Origin of the sequence: Actinomadura sp. NPDC048955, assembly GCF_040649435.1 — a bacterium.
In the GTDB taxonomy this organism is placed as follows: domain Bacteria; phylum Actinomycetota; class Actinomycetes; order Streptosporangiales; family Streptosporangiaceae; genus Spirillospora; species Spirillospora luteofluorescens.
The window spans coordinates 39933-57904 of sequence record NZ_JBEZJI010000006.1 but is presented as its reverse complement, the minus strand read 5'-3'; the positions used below and the strand labels follow the sequence as shown (position 1 = coordinate 57904).

14 protein-coding genes are annotated in these 17972 nt (G+C 75.5%); 6 read left to right on the top strand and 8 right to left on the bottom strand.

Going from position 1 to position 17972, the window contains the following annotated elements:
* The first annotated feature begins 6 nt into the window (after positions 1-6).
* Positions 7-1023: an amidohydrolase family protein gene (locus AB0C84_RS08445; RefSeq protein ID WP_361063245.1), complete on the top strand. Its 1017-nt coding sequence runs from the start codon at positions 7-9 to the stop codon at positions 1021-1023.
* Positions 1024-1057: 34 nt separating this feature from the next.
* On the opposite strand, the gene AB0C84_RS08440 is transcribed toward AB0C84_RS08445, so the two are convergent.
* The 4 genes from AB0C84_RS08440 to AB0C84_RS08425 all read right to left on the bottom strand — a co-directional run bounded on the left by AB0C84_RS08440 (position 1058) and on the right by AB0C84_RS08425 (position 5128).
* Positions 1058-2047: an LLM class flavin-dependent oxidoreductase gene (locus AB0C84_RS08440; RefSeq protein ID WP_361062806.1), complete on the bottom strand. Its 990-nt coding sequence runs from the start codon at positions 2045-2047 to the stop codon at positions 1058-1060.
* 38 nt (positions 2048-2085) lie between these two features.
* A complete protein-coding gene (locus tag AB0C84_RS08435) occupies positions 2086-2394 on the bottom strand; it encodes a hypothetical protein (protein ID WP_361062803.1) in 309 nt (102 codons plus the stop codon).
* Between the two features lie 105 nt (positions 2395-2499).
* A complete protein-coding gene (locus AB0C84_RS08430) occupies positions 2500-4188 on the bottom strand; it encodes an ExeM/NucH family extracellular endonuclease (protein WP_361062800.1) in 1689 nt (562 codons plus the stop codon).
* Between the two features lie 76 nt (positions 4189-4264).
* Positions 4265-5128: an NAD(P)-binding domain-containing protein gene (locus AB0C84_RS08425; protein ID WP_361062797.1), complete on the bottom strand. Its 864-nt coding sequence runs from the start codon at positions 5126-5128 to the stop codon at positions 4265-4267.
* Between the two features lie 81 nt (positions 5129-5209).
* Here AB0C84_RS08425 and AB0C84_RS08420 point away from each other — a divergent pair, with 81 nt between their 5' ends.
* On the top strand, positions 5210-8185 hold the full coding sequence (locus AB0C84_RS08420) for a BTAD domain-containing putative transcriptional regulator (protein ID WP_361062794.1): 2976 nt from the start codon (positions 5210-5212) through the stop codon (positions 8183-8185).
* A 167-nt stretch (positions 8186-8352) separates the two neighbouring features.
* Here the strand turns inward: AB0C84_RS08420 and AB0C84_RS08415 are convergent, their stop codons facing one another.
* On the bottom strand, positions 8353-9555 hold the full coding sequence (locus tag AB0C84_RS08415) for an MFS transporter (RefSeq protein WP_361062791.1): 1203 nt from the start codon (positions 9553-9555) through the stop codon (positions 8353-8355).
* A 47-nt stretch (positions 9556-9602) separates the two neighbouring features.
* On the opposite strand from AB0C84_RS08415, the gene AB0C84_RS08410 reads away from it, so the two are divergent.
* The 4 genes from AB0C84_RS08410 (at position 9603) to AB0C84_RS08395 (ending at position 15165) form a co-directional block, all read left to right on the top strand.
* Positions 9603-11012, top strand: coding sequence for a PLP-dependent aminotransferase family protein (locus AB0C84_RS08410; protein ID WP_361062788.1), 1410 nt, complete (start codon positions 9603-9605; stop codon positions 11010-11012).
* A 111-nt stretch (positions 11013-11123) separates the two neighbouring features.
* Positions 11124-12395 carry a lipase family protein gene (locus tag AB0C84_RS08405; protein WP_361062785.1) on the top strand — a complete coding sequence of 424 codons (1272 nt, stop codon included), beginning with the start codon at positions 11124-11126 and terminating at the stop codon, positions 12393-12395.
* 47 nt (positions 12396-12442) lie between these two features.
* A complete protein-coding gene (locus AB0C84_RS08400) occupies positions 12443-13411 on the top strand; it encodes an acyl-CoA desaturase (RefSeq protein ID WP_179846964.1) in 969 nt (322 codons plus the stop codon).
* Positions 13408-15165, top strand: a complete 1758-nt coding sequence (locus tag AB0C84_RS08395) for a fatty acyl-AMP ligase (protein WP_361062781.1) — start codon at positions 13408-13410, stop codon at positions 15163-15165. The genes AB0C84_RS08400 and AB0C84_RS08395 overlap by 4 nt, the downstream gene beginning before the upstream one ends.
* A gap of 16 nt (positions 15166-15181) precedes the next feature.
* Here AB0C84_RS08395 and AB0C84_RS08390 read toward each other — a convergent pair whose 3' ends face one another.
* The 3 genes from AB0C84_RS08390 to AB0C84_RS08380 form a co-directional block, all read right to left on the bottom strand.
* Positions 15182-16426 (bottom strand): helix-turn-helix domain-containing protein, encoded by a 1245-nt coding sequence (locus AB0C84_RS08390; protein WP_361062778.1) that lies wholly within the window; start codon positions 16424-16426, stop codon positions 15182-15184.
* A gap of 143 nt (positions 16427-16569) precedes the next feature.
* Positions 16570-17412, bottom strand: coding sequence for an EamA family transporter (locus tag AB0C84_RS08385; RefSeq protein ID WP_361062775.1), 843 nt, complete (start codon positions 17410-17412; stop codon positions 16570-16572).
* On the bottom strand, positions 17409-17927 hold the full coding sequence (locus tag AB0C84_RS08380; protein ID WP_361062772.1) for a MarR family transcriptional regulator: 519 nt from the start codon (positions 17925-17927) through the stop codon (positions 17409-17411). Before AB0C84_RS08380 ends, AB0C84_RS08385 begins: the two co-directional genes overlap by 4 nt.
* Between the last annotated feature and the right edge of the window lie 45 nt (positions 17928-17972).

Genomic DNA, 17972 nt, shown 5'->3' with positions numbered 1-17972 from the left:
AGGGGCATCACCAGCTTCACCGAGCCGGGCCTCGGGCCGGGCGGCGCGAGCCTGTTCGCGGGCGCCTCGGGCCAGCTCACCCTGGACGTCTACGGCGACCTCGCCCGCGCCGGCGACCTCGCCGCCCGGGTCAGCGTCCTGCTGCTGCTCACCGGCATGGGCGGCTCGGCCGCCGAGATCGCCGAGGGCCTCGCGAACGCGAAGGTGCCGCGGGACGTGGACCCGCGCATCCTGCGCGTCCTCGGCGTCAAGGTCTTCGCCGACGGCACCCCGCCCAACAGGACCGCCTGGATGCACCAGGAGTACGAGGGCGGCGGCGGCTTCGGCTGCCTGTGCGTGCACGGCGCCGCCGACGCGCTGCGCACCCGCGAGCTGACCGAGATGGTCCGGCTCGCGCACGTCTCGGGCCACCAGCTCGGCGTGCACGTAACCGGCGACCGGGCGCTGGACGCCGTGGTGGACGCCTTCGAGGCCGCGCAGGTCGAGCACCCCCGCGACGACCCGCGGCACTACGTCATCCACGCCGACCTGCCCGGCGCGCAGAGCCTGCGCAAGCTCGCCGCCCACGGCTTCGGCGCGAACATGAACCCCGCCATCCAGTGGACCATCGCCGACCTGGTGGAGGAGCTGCTAGGCCCCGAACGGGCCGCCTACCAGTTCCCCGTCCGGTCGGCGGTCGAGGCGGGCATCCCCGTCACCGCGAGCTCCGACGCCCCCGTCACCTACCCGAACTGGCGGCAGGGCGTCGCGGCGATGCTGCTGCGCGAGTCCAAGGCCAGCGGCCGCACGTTCGGGCCCGGGGAGCGCGTCGGGCTGCCGGACGCCGTGCGCGCCTACACCTCCAACGCCGCGTGGCAGGACTTCGCCGAGGACTGGAAGGGCAGCCTCGAACCCGGCAAGGCCGCCGACGTCACCGTCCTGGACGGCACCCTGACCGCCCTCGACCCGCACGACCTCCCGGACACCCCCGTCGCGATGACCGTCTTCGACGGCCGCGTCGTCCACGCCGCCGAGGGCGTCTGAGCCGCGGACCGCCCGTCGGCGACCGGGTTCCGGGTCACGCCGCGCTGAGGCTCTCCGGGTACAGGCCCGCGAGGATGTCGTAGGAGCGCAGCCGGTCGGCGTGGTCGAAGACCTGCGTGGTCACCATGACCTCGTCGACCCCGGCCCGGCCGATCAGCTCGTCCAGCTGCTTGCGGACGGCGTCCGGGCCGCCGACGACCTGGTCGGACAGCCGCGCGTCGATCATCTGCCGCTCCAGCGGCGTGTACGGGTAGGACGCGGCCTCCTCCGGCGTCGGCAGCGGCCCCGGGCGCCCCTGCCGCAGCCGCAGGAACGACAGCGCCTGCGGAGCGGCCAGCTCGCGGGCCCGCTCGTCGGTGTCGGACGCCGTCACCGACACCCCGATCATCGAGTACGGCGCGTCCAGCGCGCCGGGACGGAACGACTGCCGGTACAGGGTCAACGCGGGCACGGTGTTCTCGGCGCTGAAGTGGTGCGCGAACGCGAACGGCAGGCCGAGCAGGCCGGCGAGCCGCGCGCTGTACCCGCTGGAGCCGAGCAGCCACACCGGCGGCTCGTTCCCGGCCGCCGGGGTCACCTTGCTGTCGGCGGCGAAGTACTCGCGCAGCTCGACGACCTGCTCGGGGAAGTCGTCGACCGACAGCGCCTCGGCGGACCGGCGCAGCGCCCGCGCGGTCGCCTGGTCGGTGCCGGGCGCGCGGCCGAGACCGAGGTCGATGCGCCCGGGGTGCAGGGCCTCCAGCGTCCCGAACTGCTCGGCGACGACCATCGGCGCGTGGTTGGGCAGCATGACCCCGCCCGACCCCACCCGCATCCGGGAGGTCGCCGCCGCGACCTGCCCGATCAGCACGGCGGTCGCCGAGCTGGCGATGCCGGGCATCGCGTGGTGCTCGGCCAGCCAGTAGCGGTGGAAGCCGAGCCGCTCGGCGTGCCGGGCCAGGTCGAGCGTGTGGCGCAGGGCCTGGCCGGACGTGGAGCCGGTGACGACGGGGGCGAGATCGAGGACGGAGAGGCGCACGGTCATACCCTGTGCCAACCCGTCCCGGGCCGGTCCTCTTCCCGCTAGCCCTTCATCGCGGCGACGACGGCGACGGCGACGACCGCGATCAGGACGGGGGCCGCGATGCTGAGCCACGACCAGTTCACCAGGGTGCGGGCCCGCGCGGGGTCCTCCGCGAACCGGGTCTCCGCCCGCGTGTACAGCAGGGCGCCCACCACGACCAGCGGCAGGCACGCGAACGTCGTGAGAAGGCCGAGGACGAAGGCGACGACCTGCCCGAACCGTGTGTAGGTGCCGTCCGGGCCGATACCGAACGCGAGGCGGGGAGCGGGCGCCGAGGCGGAGACGGCACCGGAGACGGCTTCGGTCATGAGCGCACCCATCTCTAGGAATGTGACCTGGATCATACGCTCGGTGACCGGGGTGCGCGAGAGGGCCGGCCGCGCTTTCACGGCGGCCGGCCCTGGGGAGGTCGCTCAGCGCAGGTCGAGGCCTAGCAGGACGGGGTCGTGGTCGGACGACCGGAACGCGTCCGGCCTGTAGAACGCGGGCGGGTTGTACTCGGTGTTGTAGTCGAGGAACACCGGCTCGTCGCTGTTGATGTGCCAGATCGTCGCGCCGGTCACGCGCCGCGACAGCGCCCTGCCCGCGAGCGCGTGGTCCAGCTCGCCCGACTGCCCGTCGAACACGTAGCTGTACCGCTGGCTCGGGCGGACGAACCGCTGCGTCTGCCCGACGAGCCCGGCGCCGGTGAGCGCCTTCACCGGGTCCTCGGCGGTGTAGGCGTTGAGGTCGCCGACGACGAGCGGGTTCGGCACGCCGGCCGCGAGATCGGCGACCGCCCCGGCCTGCGCCACGCGGCGGGCGTTGTAGCAGCCCTGGCCGTCGCCCTGGTCCTGGTCGGGGCCGGTGGCCCCGCCGCAGCCCTTCGACTTGAGATGGTTCACGATCATGGTGAACGCCGTCCCGCCCGCCCGGGGGCGGAACGTCTGCACCAGCGGCGGCCGGTCGAACACCGGGTCCTGCGACGAGCGCGCGTCGCCGACCGGCGTGACCTTCGACGGCCGGTAGATCAGCGCGACGTGGATCTCGTCCGTCCCGGGGTACGGGTGCCGCACCCACGTGTACGTTCCGGCGCCGGCCGCCCGGTTCAGCCGGTCGACGATCGCCCCGACGGCGGTGTCGCCGTTGTTCTCGACCTCCATCAGCCCGACGACGTCGGCGTCCAGGCCCCGCAGCGCGGCGGTCAGCTTGGCGAGCTGCCGCTCCTGCTCCTCGGCCGTGTCCGCCCCGCGCCTGTCGAGCGTCGTGAACCAGTTCAGCGTGTTGAAGCTGGCGACGCGCAAGTCACCGCCGACGTTCTGCGGCCGCTTCCGCCCCGGGTTGGCGTTGTCGAACCGCGCGGGCCTGGTCGGCTGCAACGTGTAGGCGCCGAACTGGTAGGTGAGCACACCGGTCAGCCCGGTCGTGGCGTCCCCGATCCGCAGGACGCGGGGGTCGGTGTACGGGATCGTCGCCGGGTTCTGCACGTTCGACCCGTCGTCGACCAGGAGCCGCCGCGCGTCGTTGCCCGCCTGGGTGGTGCCGTGCCCGTCGGTCGGCTGGAAGAGGCGGCCGCCCGCGGAGACCGTGACCTGCCCGTACCGTCCGAGCTGGTAGGTCTCGGTGGCGGTGAGCCGCTGGCCGAACCGCAGCAGCATGCCCTCGTACTGCTCCAGGCCCGCGCCGTCCTTGAGCGGCAGCCGGACGGCCGTGGGCGCGACCTTCCCGGTGCCGCACACGTCCACGGCCGACACGGGGGACAGTTCGGTGAGCCCGTTGTACTCGACGGCCTTGCCGGTGACGAGGACCCGGTCGCCGACCGCGACATCGGTGGCCGAGTAGACGAACAGCCCGTCGGAGGTCCGCGGATCCGCGTCGGGCGTCGGGTCCTGGACGAAGAAGCCCTTGAGCTGGTCGGCGCGCTGGAGGTCCGCGGTCACGACCCCCTCCACCCGGACGGTCTGCCCGGCGAAGGGGGTCGTGCTGCCGCTGCCCTGGACCTCGGCGATCTGGTGGTCGGCGGGGATGCCGCAGGTGGACGGCTCCGCCGCGGCGGCCGTCTGGACGCCGGCGGCGAGGCCGGCGGTCAGGACGGTCGCGAGTGCTGCTGCTGTTCGGCGCATGGCGGGAGAGTAGGCGCGCCCCCTGGCCGACCAGCGAACCGTTAATGAAGACTCCACCAATTCGCAACGGACCCGGCTACCGGCCAGGACGCTCCAGCAGGGTGATCAGGCGGGCGAGGCCGTCCTCGCCGTGGCCCTCCTCGACCGCGCGGTCGAGCAGGTCCCGCACGGAGAGCAGGTACCCGGGGTCCACGCCCTGGTCGCGGCTCGTCTCGATCAGGCCGGGGAACGCCATCTGGCTGGTCGCGACGCTGGAGACGGTGGTCGCGAAGTCGCCGGCCTCGACGGCGCGGGCCTGCTCGGGGAGCGAGCCCAGCATCGCGGTCAGCCACGCGGTGGCCATCGGCTCGAAGTCCGTGGCCGCGACCTTCTCCGACCGGACGAGCGCGAAGGCGTGCTGGACGCCGGCGAACATGCCGTACATCGCGTCCAGCAGGGCCAGGTCGAACAGCGGCGCGAGCCCCGGGTCGCCCCCCAGGAACCGCGGCCGGCCCAGGGCCGCGAGGGTCTCGCGGTGCTCCTCGAACGCCTCCTCGTCGCCGCTGTAGAGGATCAGCGCCCCCGGCTGCCCGATCATGGGCGGGACGGCCATGATGCCGCCGTCCACGTACCGGGCGCCGAGCCCGGCGGCGCGGCCGGCCATGGCGCGGGCCTGCCGGGGCGTCCCGTTGGTGAGCTGGACGATCGTGCGCCCGGCCGCCGCGCCGCCGAGGATCTCCTCGGCGTTGCCGTACACGGACAGGCACACGATCACCAGCGGGCTCGCCGAGATCGCCGCCTCGGCGCTCTCCGCCTCCACCGCGCCCTTGGCGACGAGCGGCCCGGCCTTGGCGCGCGAGCGGTTCCAGACGGTCACCGTCCGCCCGTCCCTCAGCAGCGCCTCGGCGAGCGCGCTGCCCATCAGCCCGAGTCCCAGCACGGTCACGGAAGTCGTCGTCATGTCGGTCCCCTTCGTCTTCGTAGGGCTCCAGCCTGCGGCGGGCGGGTTCGGGAAAGGTTCGGGCCGCATTACGGTGGGGGCATGCGCTTCGGGGTCCTCGGTCCGCTGGAGGTGCGGACCGAGGACGGCCGCCCGGTCCCGGTCCCGGACCGGAAGGTGCGGGCGCTGCTGGCCGATCTCCTCGCGCACGCCGGACGCGCCGTCCCCGCCGACCGCCTCATCGACGACCTGTGGGGCGACGCGCTGCCCGCCGATCCGCCGGCGACGCTGCGGGCCCGCGTCTCCCAGCTGCGCCGGACGCTGGAGGACGCCGAGCCGGGCGCCCGGGCCCTGGTCGAGACCCGCCCGCCCGGCTACCGGCTGGCCGCGCGGACCGACGCGCTCGACTTCGCGGACCTCGCCGGGGGCGTGCCGGACGCGTCCGGCCCCGCCGCCCGGGCCGCGCTGTTCGCCGAGGCGCTGGAGCTCTGGCGCGGCCCCGCGTTCGCCGACTTCGCCGACGCGCCGTTCGCGGCCCCCGAGATCGCCCGCCTGGACGAACTGCGCCTCGCGGCCCTGGAGGGGCGCGCCGAGGCCCGCCTCGAGCTGGGCGAGGACGCGGCACTGGCGGCCGAGCTGCGCGGACCGGTGCGGGAGCACCCGTTCCGGGAGCGGCTGCGCGCGGCCCACATGCGGGCCCTGTACCGGGCGGGCCGTCCCGCCGAGGCCCTCGCCGCCTACGACGACCTGCGCGTCCGGCTGCGCGACGACCTGGGCGTGGACCCCTCGCCCGCGCTGGCGGCCCTGCACGCGTCCATGCTCCGCGGCGACCCGGCGGCCGGCGGGCCGCGGGGCAACCTGCCGGCCGACGTGGCGCCCCTCGTCGGCAGGGACGCCGCCGTCCGGGAGCTGACCGCGCTGCTGGGGGAGTCGCGGCTCGTGACGCTGCACGGGACGGGCGGGGTCGGCAAGACCCGGCTCGCGGTGGCGGTCGCGCGCGAACTGCGCGACCCGGGCGAGGCGTGGCTCGTACGGCTCGACGAGGGGCTGGAGGCGAGCGCGTCCGCCGACGACGCGGCGTCGTTCACCGCAGGGGTGCTCGGGCTGCGCGACGACGCGGGCTCGGGCGGCGGACCGGCCGCGCGGCTGGGCGAGGCGCTGCGGGGCAGGCGGGCGCTGCTGGTCCTCGACAACTGCGAGCACGTGGCCGGACCGGTGGCACGGCTGGCGGCGGCGCTGCTGCGGGACGTCGCGGACCTGCGGGTCCTCGCCACGAGCCGGGAGCCGCTCGCGATCTCGGGGGAGCGGCTGTGGACCGTCCCGCCGCTGGCCGCCGGGGCCGCCGCCGCGCTGCTCGCCGAGCGGGCCGGCATCGCGCCGGGCCTCCGGAACGACGAGGCGATCGCGGCGATCTGCGACCGGCTCGACGGCGTCCCGCTGGCCCTGGAACTGGCGGCGACGCGGGTACGGGCGCTCGGCCTCGCCGGCCTGGCCGAACGGCTGGACGACCGCTTCCGGCTCCTGTCGTCCGGCGCCCGGGACGCCCCGCCCCGGCAGCGGACGCTCCGCGCCCTTATCGACTGGAGCTGGGAGCCGCTGGACGGGCGCGAGCGGGCGGTGCTGCGGCGGCTGGCGGTCCACGCGGGCGGCTGCACCCTCGACGCGGCCGAGGCGGTCTGCGGTGCCGACGTCGAGACGCTCGCGGGTCTCGTCGACCGATCGCTCGTCGCGGTGGGGGAGGGCCCGCGGTACCGGCTGCTCGAAACGGTCGCCGCGTACGGCGCCGAGCGGCTCCGGGAGGCGGGCGAGGACGGGCGGGTGCGCCGCCGCCACGCCGAGTACTACATCGGCCTGGCCGAACGCGCCGACCTGCGCGGTCCGGGCCAGCGCGACGCGCTGCGGCGGCTGCGCGCGGAGACCGGCAACCTGCGGGCCGCTCTCGACGGCGCCGTCCGGACCGGGGACGCGGGCCTCGCGCTGCGGCTGGTCAACGCGATGGGCTGGGCGTGGTTCCTGTGGGGCCGCGCCGGCGAGGCGCGCCGGGCGTTCGGGCGGGCGCTCGCCGTGCCGGGCGCGGCGGACCCGGCGGACGCGGCGCGGGCGCGGACCTGGCACACCGGGTTCGCCATGCTGGACGGCGACGGAGCGGACCGCGACGAGCGCGTCCGCGAGGCCCTCGCCGCCGACGGCGACCCGTGGGCGCACTGGTTCCTCGGATTCGTGCGGGGAGGGTTCGGGGACCTCGGGCCGATCGAGGAGCTGACCGCCCGCGCCCTCGACGGGTTCCGCGCCCGCGGGGACGGCTGGGGCGAGGCGGCGGCGCTCGCCGTGCGGGCCGGGCAGGCGCTGTCGGCCGGTGACCTCGCCGGGGCCCGGCGCGACGGCGAGCGGGCCCTGCGGCTGTCCGGCACGGCGGGCGACCGGTGGGGCCGCCTCCAGGCCACCGAGACGCTCGCCCTGGTCGCGGAGGTGACCGGCGACTACGCCCGCGCGCGCGAGCTCCACGAGAGCGGCCTGCGCGACGCCGAGGAGCTCGGGCTCTGGGCGGAGGCGTCCGGCCGGCTGGCCCGCCTCGGCCGCGTCGCGATGCTCGAAGGCGACCTCGACCGTGCCGACGACCTGCACGAGCGCGGCAGGCGGCTGGCCGTCCGCGAGTCGCACCGCCGGATGGAGCACTTCGCCGAGATCGGCCTCGCCCTCGCGGCGCGCAGGCGCGGGCGCCTGGCCGAGGCGGAGGCGATCCTGCGCCGCTGGCTCGGCTGGTGCCGCGACATCGACGGCGCGCCCGGCCTCGCCTTCCTCCTGGCCGAGCTGGGGTTCATCGCCGAACTGCGGGGCGACGCCGGACGGGCGCTCGACCTGCACACCGAGGGGCTGGCCGCGGCCCGCGCCACCGGCCACCCCCGCGCGGTCGCGCTCGCGCAGGAGGGCATGGCCGGTGCGCTGTCCCTCGCCGGCCGCCGCGCGGAGGCCGCGCGGGCGCTGGCCGCCGCCTCGCGGGCCCGGGCGGCCGCCGGCGCGCCGCTGCCCGAGGCGGAGCGCGGCGACGTAGACCGCATCGCCGCCCGCCTCGGCTAGGGCCTGTCTCGAAGTGGCTCCGGTCAAGCGCGCGAACGCGTGAGCTGGCCGGTGGAGCGAGGCCGGAGGCGAGCGGAACCGGGCAGATCGCGAAGCGATGCCGCGTTCGCCCAGGCCCGGTCACGTAGCGAGCCGCCAGGCGAGCGCAGTGGGCCGGGACGCTGAAATTAGGAGCGGCGGGAGCCGGAGCGGGTGAAGGCGAGGGGGAGGGCGAGGAAGATCACGGCGGCCGTCAGGGCGAAGGCGGCCGGGTAGCCGGTCGCGGCGGCGGCGAGGCCGAACGCGGCGCCGCCGACGCCCATGCCGCCGTCGTAGCCGATGTTCCACAGCGCGCTGACCGTGCCGTAGCCGGACGCGGGCGCCCGCTCGAACATCATGGCCATGCTCGCGTTCTGCGTGACGCCGAAGCCCGCCCCGAACACCACCATGGCGGCGAGGACGGCGACCGTGTTGGGCGCCAGGGTCAGCAGCGCGATGCCGGACGCGGAGACCGCCACGGCGGGCAGGAGGAGCCGCGCGGCGCCGTGCCGGTCCCCGATCCGTCCCGCCCACCAGCGCGAGAGCGTGGCGGCCGCCGGCTGGACGAACAGCGCCGCCGCCGCGACCCCGCCGGGGACGGCGTCGGGCAGGAACGTGACGAGGATGCCCGCCGCCATCGCGGTCGAGGCGAACGCGACGGCCGGGCGCACCAGCGCCGCCGACCGCAGTCCCGCGACGATGCCGAAGGGCCGCTCGGGGGCCGGCGCGGAGGAGACCGGGCCGGTGACCTCGCGCGGCAGGCCGGGCAGGACGGCCAGCGCGGCGAGCGAGGCCACGGAGCCCGCGAGGAAGACCGGCGTGTAGCCGACCTCGCCCGCCAGCCACACCCCGAGCGGCAGCGCGAGCAGCGACGGCACCCCGGCCACGACCCCGAACAGCCCGATCCCCTCGCCGCGCCGCTCCGCCGGGACGAGCGCCGCGATCAGCGCGCCCGTCACCACCACGGCCACCGCGAAGCCGAGGCCGCGCACCAGGCTCACCGCGGTGATCGTCGCCATGGCCGAGGAGAACGGCAGCGCGAGCGAGGGCGCCCCGAGCAGCACGATCCCCGCCGCGAGGATCCGCCGGTGCCCGAACCGGTCGAGCAGCCGGGGCAGCGAGAGTTCGGCGAGCACGGTCGTGAGCATCAGCGCGCCCGTGGTGACGCCCGCGCCGACGCCGCCCGCGCCGCCGTCCACCGCGTACATCGGCACGACCGAGAACAGCAGGAAGAAACCCGTCAGCGTGGTGAAGGCGGCCACGAACACCAGCGCCAGATGCCGCCCGACCAGCGGCGGCCGCGCGGCGACGGCGGTGCCCGGCTGCGGCAGTGTCTCCCGTGTCTCGCTCATGGGCATGACGCTAGGGGACCATCCGGCCTGCTATATGGTCCAATTTCATGGCAATCGAGTGGGCCGGTTCGACACCGGAGCTGCTGCTGGACCTGGACCGGGACGCGACCGGGACGCTGCGCTCGCAGCTGGAGACCGCGCTGCGCGACGCGATCTGCACCGGTCGGCTGAAGACGGGGGAGCGGCTGCCGTCGTCGCGGGAGCTGGCCCGCCAGCTCGGCGTCTCCCGCGGTCTCGTCCAGGAGTGCTACGGCCAGCTCACTGCCGAGGGGTACCTGTGCACGCGGGCGGGGTCGGCGACCCGCGTGGCGCCCGTCCGCGCCGTCGACGGCGGGCGGGCGCCCGCCGCGCGGCCGGACGCGTCCCGGCTCCGCGTCGACTTCGCCGCGGGCCTGCCCGACCTGGCGTCCTTCCCGCGCGGCGACTGGTCGTGGGCGCAGCGGGAGGTCGCCCGGACGGTGCGCAGCGAGGCGCTCGGCTACGGCGACCCGCGCGGCGCCGAGGCCCTGCGGGACGTCCTCGCCGGTCACCTCAGGCGGGTGCGCGCGGCGGTCGCCGAGGCCGAGGACATCGTCGTCTGCGGCGGCTTCGCCCAGGGGCTCGGCATCGTCCTGCACGTCCTGGCCCGCCGGGGCGTCCGCCGCGTGGCGTTCGAGGACCCCGGCTACGGCGACGGCGCGACCATGGCCGCCGCGGAGCGCGCCGGGATCGAGGCGGTGCCGGTCCCGGTGGACGACCTCGGGCTGGACGTCGGCGCGCTCGACGCGAGCGGCGCCCGAGCGGTCGTCGTCACCCCGGCGCACCAGTGGCCGACCGGGGTCGTGCTGGCCCCCGAGCGGCGCCGCGCCCTCGTCGACTGGGCGTGCGAGCGGGACGGGGTCGTCGTCGAGGACGACTACGATGCCGAGTTCCGCTACGACCGCGAGCCCGTCGGGTCGGTGCAGGGGCTGGCCCCCGGCCGCGTCATCGCCCTCGGGACGGTCAGCAAGTCGCTGGCCCCGGCCGTCCGGCTCGGCTGGATCCTGTGCCCGCCCGCGCTGACCCGGGCGGTGGCGGAGGAGAAGCGGCTCGCCGACCGCGGCTCGCCCGTCCTCGACCAGCTCGCGCTCGCCGCGCTCGTCGAGTCCGGCCGCTACGGGCGGCACCTGCGCCGGATGCGGCCCGTCTACGCCGCACGCCGCGCGGCGCTCGTGGCGGCCCTCGCCGAGCACGCGCCCGCCGTGCGGCTGACCGGGCTGGCCGCCGGCTTCCACGCCGTCGCGCACCTGCCGGACGGGGCGGACGAGCGGCGCGTCGTCGCCGAGGCGCGCCGGCGGTCGGTCGGCCTGTACGGGATGAGCACCTACCGGGCGTCCGGCGCGGCCGACCCGCCCCGGCTCGTCCTCGGCTTCGGCGACCTCTCCGAGACCGCGATCCGGGACGGGGTCCGGGAGGTGGCCGGCCTTCTCGGACCTTGAGTTGAGTGCTAAGAACGGCGCCCCAGCATGTGACAGGACTTCATTCCGCGCGCCGCGCCGGGTGGGAGACAGTCGTCAGCATTCGGTTTCCAGCCCACCCCTGGAGCGAGAATGCGCTTCCGCAGCCTGCTCACCACCGCGGCGCTCGGCGCGGCCCTCGCCGTGCCCGTCGCCGCGCCCCCGGCCGCAGCCGCGCCCTCCGGCTGCGGCGCCACCGACGCGGAGATCTACGCGGCGCCGCCCGCGACGGTCGCGGGGAGTCCGGGCGACCTGCTCGCCTGCCGCCCGGCGAAGCTGACGAACATCCCCGGCGACGTCCCGATGAAGGCGTGGAAGGTCCGGTACGTCTCGACCGACGCCAAGGGCGCCAGGAGCGTGGTGACCGGGGCGGTCGCCGTCCCCGACGCGGCCTGGACGAAGGGCGGGTCCCGCCCGACAGTCGCGTTCAACCCAGGCACGCTCGGCTCCGGCCCGCAGTGCGCCTTCTCCAAGCAGCTCGCCGGCGAGTACGTCGACATGTACGAGGGCGCCAACCTGACGCTGTTCCTCAAGGCGGGCTTCGCGGTCGCCGCCACCGACGGCGCCGGGTACCTCGACGGGCAGGTCCACACCTACATGGTCGGCGCGAACGCCGGGCACGCGCTGCTCGACGCCGTCCGGGCGTCGCGCCGCATCCCCGGCGGGTCCCTCACCGCGGACGGCGCGGTCGGCGTCTCCGGCTACTCCGAGGGCGGCGCGGCCGCGCTGTGGGGCGCGCAGCTCGCCTCGTCCTACGCGCCGGAGCTGAACGTCGTCGGCGCGGCGGCGGGCGGCGTGCCCGGCGACCTGAAGCTGACGGCGAAGCAGCTGAACGGCGGCCTGTTCGCGGGATTCCTCGCCGACGCGCTGGTCGGCCTGCACGCGGCCCACCCGGAGATGCCGTTCGACGAGCTGATGAACGACCGGGGCAAGCAGGCGATCAAGGACGTCCGGTCCAACTGCCTGTACGGGACGCTCGCGGTCTTCCTCGGCGCGAGGGTCGAGAACTTCTCCAAGGACGGCCTGTCGCTGGAGCAGATCTACGCGCTGCCCGGTCCCGGCGGCGTCACCTGGGGCGACATCGTCGACCGGCAGAAGCTCGGGGTGGACGTCGGCGTCCCGTCCTCGGCCGCCAAGTACAAGATCGGCTTCCCGGTGTTCCAGTACCGCGGCTGGCTCGAAGAGATCATCCCGCACGAGACCGAGGACGCCACCCGCCAGGCCTACTGCGAAGCCGGCATCACCACGACCTGGAAGAACACCTACCCGGCCGAGCACCTGTCCACCGACTGGGGAGCGGCCGGGGACGTGACGAACTTCCTCGGCGACCGCTTCGAGGGCAAGCCCGCCCAGGGCGACTGCTGACCGCGGAGCCGAGACATCCCGCAACTCGAACCAAGGGAGTCCAGATCATGACAGCGGGCGTCGCCGACGTCGGCAGCCGCACCCCGCAGCCGGACGTGTCCGGCACCGTCCCGTTCCCCGAGCGCGTCGCGGTCGTGGTGTTCGTGGTCGGGCCCGTCATCGGGCTGCTGGGCGCCGTCCCCTTCCTGTGGGGCTGGGGGATCGGCTGGGCCGACGTGGCCATCTTCGCGTTCCTGTATCCGCTGAACGCGATCGGGATCACGGTCGGCTACCACCGGCACTTCACCCACGGCGGCTTCAAGGCCAAGCGGTGGCTGCGGATCGCCCTGGCGATCCTCGGCGGGCAGGCCATGCACGGCTCGGTGGTCCGCTGGGTCGCCGACCACCGCCGCCACCACAAGTACGCCGACCAGGAGGGCGACCCCCACTCGCCGTGGGCGTACGGGCCCGGCGTGTGGGGGCTGACCAAGGGCCTCTACCACGCGCACATGGGCTGGCTGTTCGGCAAGGAGCGCACGTCCCGCAGCAAGTACGCGCCCGACCTGCTGAGGGACAGGGACATCCGGTTCCTGTCCCTCGACCCCGTCTACGCCGTGATCGTGCTGTCGACGTTCCTCGTCCCGCTGGGGCTCGGCGCGCTGCTCACCTGGTCGTGGCACGGCGCCGTCACCGCGCTGTTCTGGGGCGGGGTGATGCGCGTCTTCGTCGGCGACCACATCACGTTCTCGATCAACTCGATCTGCCACGTGTTCGGCAAGGAGGACTTCAGGACGCGCGACCGGGCCCGCAACGTGTGGTGGCTGGCGATCCCCTCGTTCGGCGAGTCCTGGCACAACCTCCACCACGCCGACCCGACCTGCGCGCGGCACGGCGTCCTCAAGGGCCAGATCGACATCAGCGCCCGCGTCATCTGGGTGTTCGAGAGGCTCGGCTGGGTCTGGGACGTCCGCTGGCCCGACCACGAGCGCCTCGCCGCCCGCCGCGTCACCGCCGCCACCACCGGAGAGCGATCATGACCGGTCTTCCCGCGCTCGACCGCACGCCGCTGATCGAGCGGCTCGCCCGGTTCGCCAAGGACTTCCCCGGCGACCGCGCCTACACGTTCATGGACTACATGACGGACCCGGACGGCGTCGCCACCGACGTCACGTGGGGAGAGCTGGACCGCCGCGCCCGCAGCATCGCCGCCGCCATCCGCCGGGCCACCGAGCCCGGACGGCGGGTCGCGCTGCTCGCCCCGCAGGACCTGCACTACGTCACCGCGTTCCTCGGCGCCATGTACGCCCGCGTCATCGGCGTCCCGCTGTTCTCCCCGGACCTGCCCGGCCACGGCGACCGGCTCCTCGCCGTCTACCGGGACGCCGAACCCGACGTCGTGATCACCACGAGCGCGTCGCTGCCGCACGTCCGCGCGTTCCTCGGGGGCGGATCGGTCCCGGAGCCCGCCGAGGTCATCGTCGCGGACGAGGTGGACGCGGCGCTCGACTGGACGCCCGAGCCGATCGATCCCGGCGACGTCGCCTACCTGCAGTACACCTCCGGCTCGACCCGCACCCCCGCCGGCGTGATCATCACGCACGGGAACTTCGCGACGAACGCCGAGCAGCTGTGGCGGACGTTCGAGGGCGTCCCGCGCGTGTCGTCCGGTGTGAACTGGCTGCCCGTCTTCCACGACATGGGCCTGGTGACCACCGTCGCGCTGCCGCTGGTGTACGGCAACCCGGGCGTGATCATGGATCCGGTGGCGTTCGTCATGCGCCCCGTCCGCTGGCTGGAGCTGCTCAGCGCGCAGAGCCACGCGTTCACCGGCGGCCCCAACTTCGCCTACGAGTACCTCACCGCGCAGGTCACCGAGGAGGAGAAGGCGAAGCTCGACCTGAGCGGCGTGCAGGTCTTCATGAACGGCGCGGAGCCGGTCCGGGAGAGCACCCTCACCGGGTTCTACGAGGCGTTCAAGGACTGCGGGCTGCGGCCCGAGGCGCAGGTGTGCGCGTACGGGCTGGCCGAGGCGACCGTCTACGTGTCGGCGTCGTCCCGGTTCCGCGAGCCGACCCGCGTCGCGTTCGACCACGAGGGGCTGCGCCGGGGCGTCGCCGAACCGTGCGACCCGGGCGCGCCCGGCGCGATCCAGCTGATCGCCTGCGGGACGTCCTACGGCCAGCACGCCGTGATCGCCGACCCCGGGACCGGCGCGCGGCTCCCCGACGGCGCCGTCGGGGAGATCTGGGTGCACGGCCCGAACGTCGCGGCCGGCTACTGGGGACGTCCCGAGGCCACCAGGGAGACGTTCGAGGCGGAGCTCGCGGACCCCGGCGACCTGCCGCGCTCCCCGTGGCTGCGCACCGGGGACCTCGGCGTCCTGCACGGCGGGGAGCTGTTCGTCACCGGCCGGATCAAGGACCTGGTCATCGTGGACGGGCGCAACCACTACCCGCAGGACATCGAGTTCACCGTCTCCGGCGCCCACAAGGGGATCCGCCGCGAGTACGCCTGCGCGGTGGCCGTCGACACCAGCGACACCGAGGGCCTGGTCGTGGTCGCCGAGCGCAACCGCCGGGTGCCGGTCGCGCTGCTCGACCAGGAGGAGGTGGCGCGGGCGGTGCGGACGGCCGTGAAGCAGCAGCACGACCTGCGCGTGCACGACTTCGTGCTGATCGAGCCCGGCGGCCTGCCGCGCACCAGCAGCGGGAAGATCGCCCGGTCCGCGTGCCGGCTGGCCTACCTCGACGGGACCCTGCCGGTCGCGGAGGCGGCGCCCCGGCCCGAGTGAGCCGGGGCCGGGCCCCTCACGCGTGCTCCCCGTCGGCGCCGTCGCGCAGCCAGACGGGGAGCAGCAGCATCAGCTCCAGCCGGATCGCCGGGTCCTCGATGTCGTAGTCGAAGAGCTCGTGCAGCTGCGCCAGCCGGTACCGGACGGTCTGCGGGTGCACGCACAGCGCCTCCGCCGCGTCCGTCGCGTTGAAGCCGTGCTTGAGGCACTCCAGCAGCGTCGCGGCGAGCCGGCCGCCGCGGTGCGGGCCGAGCGCGGTGAGCGGCGCGAGCCGGCGCCGCGCCGCCGCCTCGGCGAGCGTCCAGCCCTCCTCCAGCAGCAGGTCGGGCACGTACCGGTCGGCGTGGACGAGCGTGCCGGGGTCCTGCCGGGCGAGCCGCCCGGCCGCCATCGAGTCGAGCGTGCGGTGCGCCCAGTGCAGCGAGACCCCGGCCCGGTCCAGCGGCACGGAGGGCCCGACCGCGCCCGCCCAGCCGCCGAGGGTGGCGGTCAGCCGGTCGGGGCCGCCGGGGCGGTCCGGGTCGGGCATCACCAGGCACGGCCGCCCGCGGTCCAGGCCGCTCAGCAGGGACGGCGGCAGCCTGGCGGGACCCTCCCCGCCGCTGCCGGGCCGCGGCTCCAGCACGATCACGGCCAGCCGCTCGGGCAGCGGCCAGCCCGCCAGGTTGGCCTGCTCGGCGACGACGTCCCGCGGCGCCGCCGGGTCCGACAGCAGCAGGCTCATCAGCCGGCCGCGGCGCTGCTCGCGCTCGCCCGCCGCCTTCTCCCGCGCCCGGGCGTAGCCCTGGGCGGCGGCCGACGCGAGCAGGTCCAGGTAGGCGAGGTTCGCCTCGGTGAGCGCGATCGCCAGGTCGCGGGGCTTCTTCAGCCGGTCGGCCTCGCGCGACAGGTACCGCCACGCGGTCCTGGAGGCGACGCGCATCGCGTTCTGCAGGTGCTCCAGCCCGCGCCCCTCGACCGCCTCCCCGTACCCGATGTCGAAGTAGACCTGGTGCACCTCCTGCCAGGAGGCGTCGGGGTCGGCGATCATCTGCACGAAGTGCCCCATGCCCTGCGCCGTCGCGAGCCGCATCACCTCGGTGTAGACGGGGTCGTCGGGCCGGGCGTACTCGGGGACGTGCCGCAGCACGCCCTCCACCATGGAGTCGACCAGGGCCGGAAGGTGCGGGCGCATCCACTGCGCCTCCTCGCGCGGCACGTCCCGCCAGGGCTCCCCCGACAGGTCGTCGGCCTGGGCGGACCTCTCGTGCAGCTCCGTCAAAGTGTCACCTCCGTCAGCGGACACCTGGGGCCGCCAGGCTAGGTAGCGTGCGTCTCACAAGACACTCACATCGGTGACAACGCCGCCCGATTCCTTGTCACCCCCGGCGGATGGGGCTGGTGGCGCCGCACAAGGAGTGGTCCTCAGCCCGCCGCGAGGGTCAGCAGGACGACGGCCGCGGCGGCGCCGGCCAGGCCCGCCGCCTGCGTCCGCGACAGGCGCTCGCGCAGCGCCGTGACGCCCAGCAGCACCGGGACCACCGGGTACAGCGAGGACAGCACGACCGCGGTGACGACGAGCTGCTGCCGGGTCGCGAGGAGGTAGCAGACGAGCGCCGCCGCCGCGAGGCCGCCGTTCGCCGCCGACCAGAGCCACACCGTCCCGCCCGGCATGCGCCGCCCGCGAGAGAACATCATCGGCGCGATCGCGAGGACGGCCGCGACCCGTCCCGCCGCGACGGGCCAGAGCCCCGACTCGTCCCCCGCCTGGGCGAGGGCCAGGTACTGGACGCCGATCCCGGCGCCCGCGGCGAGACCGTTCACGAGGGCCGCGCGGACCCGGCCGCCCTCGTCCGACCGCGACCGGGAGACCAGCCACAGCGCGGGCACCACGATGGCGATGCCGAGCCAGGCCGCCGCCGTGGGGCGGTCGCCGAGGAACGCGACGCCCACGACCACCGGCAGGGCCACCCCGCCGACCGCGCTGACCGGGACGACGATGCTGAGGTTCCCCTTGCTGATGCCCCGGTAGAGGAAGACCATCGCGAGGCCCGTCCCCGCGCCTGAGAGCGCGCCCCACGCCAGGTCCCCGGTGGACACGGAGGGGGCGGGCACGGCCAGCGCCGCCGCGATGGCGCACGCGAGCCCGCCGGCCTGGCCGAGCAGCGCGACGGCCGCGAAGTCGGCGCGCCGCGACAGAAGCCCGCCCCAGACGTCGGCGACGCCGTAGAGGAGGGCCGAGGCGAGGGCCAGGAGGACCCCCGTCATGCACGGCCCGCGTCGCGTTCGGCCTGGCCGACCGGGCAGACGTCGCCGCTCGTGCAGCACCCCCGGTCGCAGAGGCGGCAGATGACGTCGGAGTCGCCGATCTCCGCGTAGAGGCCGGCCAGGAGCTTGGCCAGCAGCCCGGCGAGCGCCTCGCGCTCGCCGTCGTCCAGGGCGGTGAGCGCACCGGCCAGCGGCGCGTCCCGCGCGGCCAGCATCTCGCGCACCGCCTCCTCGCCTTCCGGAGTCAGCAGGACCTGGACGGCGCGCCCTCCGCCGGGACGGCGCCGGACCAGGCCGGCCGCCTGGAGCCCGTCGACCATGCGCGCGGCGGCGGACTGGGTCAGCCCGACGCGGCGTCCGAGTTCGGTGACGCCGAGACCGGGCGCGTGGGACAGGACGACCAGCGCCGCCGCGCCGCTCGCGCTCACCCGTCCCGCGTCCGTCGCCCCGGCCAGCACCAGGTCGGTCACCGCCAGCGAGGCGGCGCCCAGCAGGTTCGCCAGTCTGCCATGCATGAGTCATGCATGTTAGCAGGAGAGGGCGCGCCCTGCCCGGGAAGG